The following is a 4665-nucleotide window of genomic DNA, read 5'->3' as shown; positions in this document are numbered from 1 at the left end:
TATTTGGGTAGAATCAGTGGATATTTGAAACGAAAACAGCCGAAAACCTGTGTTTGGGTTTCGGCTGTCGGGAGGGAAAGGAATTTTGCAAAGGTCTCGGGTTGTCTTTTGATTAACAGGCAATCCGTTTTATGGTTTATCCGTTCAATTGCTTATCTGCCTGTATGCTTTTGACGATAAGCTGCACACCTTTGAGGGTGGTATCCCCGCCGCTTCGGATAATCGTTTTGCCGGCCGTGCTGCTGATATGGGTGTGGCGGTAAGCTGCTTTTGTCTGATTGCTGTTACGATTTGTTAAAAAAAAGGCCGTCTGAAACGGTTTTTTTGTTTTCAGACGGCCTCTTAACTCAAACCTTGAGAAGCGCATACATGCGTTCCACACACATCGGCAACAAGTTGCGTACGCTACGCTCACTGCCAAGAAACAATTTTACCGTTTTCAATTTTTGGTAAATTATCTTGTAACGCACAAAAACCAAAACATTTTTGTGTGAATTTCGTCCTGAATTCTGTTAATTTATCAATGAACTCTTGTTCATTTTCCTTTGTTTGAAACGAAAATTCATCTTGTAACTTTTCATAATCGAAATTACCCATTTCATCACAATATAATTTATCAAATTCATCTGCTAGCCAAATGCACAATTCTTTCAGATGATTGTCTGATAAAATTTCCTGTGGTAATAATTCTTCACACCAATCGTTTTCAATAATTTCATCATTTTCATCATAAAACCATACTGGAAAACAGTGAAATTCAAGTAACAATCTTATTTTTTTCATTTAACTACTCTTTTGGGGTTGGCACCAACAATAAACCCATTATTGCCTATATCAATAGCCACACGGTGTTTTGTGCCGTTATAGGTGAATTCATATATAGGTCTTGTGCGTTGCATTCCTACAATTTGTCCATTTTTAACCGCAGTCATCAAATAATTAGGAATTTCAGATTCAGATATTCCCTTTTTCAAAAATTCCTGTCCGTGCCTTTCTATAATATGGTTTAGTCCTGCTCGTGTATTTCCTGTTTCTAACCAAACAATTTTTCCATCTGTTGTTTTAGTAATAGCAACTACATTATTCGGATTAAACTTGATACCATTAGCTGTTAACTCTCCAACAAGTTTAGTTTGTTGTGTATTTCTCGCTCTTACTTGTGTTCCAGCACGCCCAGCGGTAACCGCTGCGACACCAAGAGTCATTGTATTTTCTAGAGCATTCCCACTACTTGTTGAGTTTAGGTTTCATATGGACTACGGCTTGCTGATTTCAGACGATCTTTTTAATTTAGTTGGGTTTTCAACTCAACCTACACACTTAATCTGAAAGTTCATATAGCATATCCCAAAAGGCATCAAAACTATCTGCAATATGGCTAGTTACCATTTTCGTATCTCCATTCTCATCTTCATAAAAATCATCATGATACATCAGAATGATACATGGATTTTTATTGCATTTTCTGTAATCAAAACAGATATAATCGCCATTAGCTGAAATCCCAAAAGCAATTACTTTTTTTTGCATACTCATATTCATCATCAATACATGAATACCTATAAATATCTTCAGAAATGTGTAAAATTTTTATATATAAAAAACTTCTAGCTAAAACTAGAAGTTTAGAGGATTTTATCAGCTATTTCACAGAAATTTATATTTTAAAGATAAGCTAGAATCATGATGTATAATCTAGGATATGCTTTGAAACAGATTCCTTTCCCATCTAAACCCTTATCTTCCTCATTTATTCCATAGCTTTTATCAATTTATACGTCTCCATAAAACGAAGACCTAGGGCTCCCTTACTCGCTGTGATTTCTTCATAGATATCACCCAAGGTGCAGGCAGGTGCTAAAGTCCACAGAGTATAATCTTCTAATATGACCTTACCAATCTTCTCAAATTTATCTAGTAAAAGCCCCAAATCCTTATGATTAAACCAACAGTCAGTATCAATAGCATACTATCTATTATTCATCTTGCAAGCAATCTCGCTATTCAAGAAATCCGTCATAGTGGGCTTATTCTTTTGTAGCAATCTTGTAAAGGCTAGGTGATATTCTATTTTTCTCGTACTTTGGTCGAGAGCTGAAACAAAACCGACTCCGTATTCATTTTCAAATTGAACCACAAGCACATCTCCTACCTTAAAGTACGGCTCCCTCTTTGTTTTTGCCTTTGGAACTTTAAGAGGTTTCGGATTGACACTTTGTAGCTGAATAGCTAGTTTATCAAGTACTTTCTGTCCTTGTTTCAATGCTTTGCTGTCAATTTCAAGCCAGAACTTATCCGCTCCTTTTTCGATAATTTTGAGAGTTTTATTTTTTATGTCTTCTGGTAAATGTCCAATCTTCCACAAGGAGTAGGCAAAGGCTGTCCAATAAATCTCAGTATAAAAATCATCTATACAAAAATTATTTTCATCATTTAAAATATCTTCGATTATCTCAGCAATATTTTCGCCGTTTTTATATCTTCCCACTATGGTGTTATAGATATCGTAAGCATCATCGCTGTCTATAATCTTTACTCCGTCTATTGCCATTGCAACCTCCAGTCTAGTCTCGAACAGTCATTTTACAAAGGGCGAGATTCTCCAGTCCATCACTACCACCGATATAATTGTTTCAACACTTATTGTTTATATACATTTATGTATCTCTATCCGAATCTTGATGCGATTACTATCTGTACTCTTTATCGTAAATCGGAGGAAGATTAAAATACCTGTCTTCAATCTTGATTCGGGCACAGAGTAAGCCATCTTGATAGACATAGCCTTCAAATGGAGGGTATTTGTCTAAGCTTTATAGCCTAAATTTTGCTTATACCCTAAAAATGAAATATCCCTTTCATCATTTTCACCGTATTGATTGACAAATTTGAAAATATTTTCTTTAGGGTATAAATGATCATATTTGCTAAGAAGTGATACATATAAAACAGGAAAAACAACCCCTATATCTTCAGCAAATTGTTGAATTGTTCTTATTGGAACCAATCCCTCATCTGATGATATTGATAGTTTTTCCATGTTCACTGATCTTTCTTTAACGATTTTTGACCGGTATGCCTAACGGCTTTATGAATACTATTAGGAATTAACTGCATATTATTAGGAGAGTTTTGCGCATTATGATGCCAAGTATAACCAGGAATTTTTTCATTTCCTGCTTTAATCTTCATTAGTTGTTCATTAGTAAATTGATTTTTGGGCACTGGTCCATGTTCAATAGTTTTCCATAAATCTTTAGTAGCTGTCCTCATCTGTCCCGTATTTGTTCAAATATACGGCAAGCCTTTCAACAATCCGCATTGCCGCTTCATCTTTACTTGTTTCGGGAAAAGAGAGTTCCCCGTCGTCCCCGATAATGGTAATCCGGTTGGTCGGTTTGCCCATCGCGATTGAAACATCATTGGCAACTATCACCGGTATTTTTTTCTTAATGCGTTTTTCTCGTGCATATGTCAATACATTCTCCGTTTCAGCGGCAAAACCGATACAGAACGGCGGGTTCGGTAATGAGGCAATGGATGCCAAAATATCAGGGTTTTCATCCAATTCGATGGATAACGGTTTGGCATTTTTATCTTTTTTGAATTTTTGCGTACTCCTGTTTTTAACCTTATAGTCTGAGACGGCGGCAACAGAAATAAAAGCATCTTGTTTGTCGATTAAACGATGCACTGCGCGATGCATATCTTCGGCACTGACAGCTTGAACTGTATCGGATATGCCGAAAGGCAGCGTGGTTTGAAGCTGTCCGTGAATCAGGCTGACTTCCGCACCGGCGGCACGGCACGCCCGCGCCAAAGCCACGCCCATTTTCCCGCTGGAAATATTTGTGATGCCCCTGACAGGGTCAATGGCTTCAAATGTCGCACCTGCGGTAATCAAGATTTTCTTGCCCTTTAAAATTTTCGGTGTCCATAAATCTGGAAGCAGGTCCAGCAATTCTGCGGGTTCCGGCATCCTTCCCATACCATTTTCTCCGCAAGCCTGTTCGCCCGCGCCTGGCATATAGACAGTAATGCCGTCTGAAGCCAATTGAGCGATATTCCGTTGGTTGGCAGGATTCAGCCACATTTCCACATTCATCGCGGGCGCAACAGCAAGCGGACATTTGCGCGCCGCCGCCAAGTTCGTCAACAGATTGTCCGCAATCCCGCAGCAAATTTTCGCCAAAGTATTCATACTTGCAGGAGCAATCAGAAAAACATCCGCATTCCGGGTCAGGTTGATATGTTCCATACCGTTTGAACCGTTGCCGCCGTGCGTGTCGGTCAGAACGGGATTGCCGCTCAAAGCCTGAAAAGTCAGCGGAGAAACAAATTCAGTTGCCGAGCGGCTCATAACCACCGTAACCGAATGCCCCTGTTTTTTCAGCAGCCGCACCAACTCGCAAGACTTATACGCCGCAATACTGCCCGTTACACCTAAAAGAATATGTTTGCCCATTTTGACAATTTCTAATTACGAAGAAAAAACAGCAGCCATTCTATAACAAAGTACTGATACATTAGCTACCGTTTGGATACAAAATGCCGTCTGAGTCCCCGAGTTTCAGACGGCATATTCACAAAGGTGCACCAGCCAGAGGAGGGGGAGGAAGGGATTGTTGGAGGCGGCGCAGCGTTTGGCGGAAATAAAAAACCTTA

5 protein-coding genes and 3 pseudogenes are annotated in these 4665 nt (G+C 39.1%); all 8 read right to left on the bottom strand.

The window, feature by feature from the left end; all coding sequences use genetic code 11:
* Window positions 1-154 precede the first annotated feature (154 nt).
* Window positions 155-367, bottom strand: a pseudogene (locus tag Q9J79_RS10135) (hemagglutinin repeat-containing protein); the annotation flags it as partial.
* Between the two features lie 44 nt (window positions 368-411).
* Entirely contained in the window at window positions 412-783 is a 372-nt protein-coding gene (locus Q9J79_RS10130; protein WP_002240208.1) for a hypothetical protein, read from the bottom strand.
* Complete coding sequence (locus Q9J79_RS10125) at window positions 780-1205, bottom strand: hypothetical protein (RefSeq protein ID WP_301911758.1); 426 nt, start codon at window positions 1203-1205, stop codon at window positions 780-782. Before Q9J79_RS10125 ends, Q9J79_RS10130 begins: the two co-directional genes overlap by 4 nt.
* Before the next feature lie 115 nt (window positions 1206-1320).
* Window positions 1321-1573, bottom strand: a pseudogene (locus tag Q9J79_RS10120) (SMI1/KNR4 family protein); the annotation flags it as partial.
* Between the two features lie 396 nt (window positions 1574-1969).
* Window positions 1970-2551 (bottom strand): hypothetical protein, encoded by a 582-nt coding sequence (locus Q9J79_RS10115; RefSeq protein ID WP_301911759.1) that lies wholly within the window; start codon window positions 2549-2551, stop codon window positions 1970-1972.
* 261 nt (window positions 2552-2812) lie between these two features.
* Window positions 2813-3040, bottom strand: a pseudogene (locus Q9J79_RS10110) (SMI1/KNR4 family protein); the annotation flags it as partial.
* Between the two features lie 2 nt (window positions 3041-3042).
* Window positions 3043-3273: an HNH endonuclease gene (locus Q9J79_RS10105; RefSeq protein WP_301911761.1), complete on the bottom strand. Its 231-nt coding sequence runs from the start codon at window positions 3271-3273 to the stop codon at window positions 3043-3045.
* Window positions 3257-4465, bottom strand: coding sequence for a bifunctional phosphopantothenoylcysteine decarboxylase/phosphopantothenate--cysteine ligase CoaBC (gene coaBC, locus Q9J79_RS10100; RefSeq protein WP_301911762.1), 1209 nt, complete (start codon window positions 4463-4465; stop codon window positions 3257-3259). Before coaBC ends, Q9J79_RS10105 begins: the two co-directional genes overlap by 17 nt.
* Between the last annotated feature and the right edge of the window lie 200 nt (window positions 4466-4665).

Source organism: Neisseria viridiae, assembly GCF_962747995.1.
GTDB lineage: Bacteria > Pseudomonadota > Gammaproteobacteria > Burkholderiales > Neisseriaceae > Neisseria > Neisseria viridiae.
The sequence above is the reverse complement of the archived record's forward strand: the minus strand, read 5'-3'. Positions and strand labels throughout refer to the sequence as shown.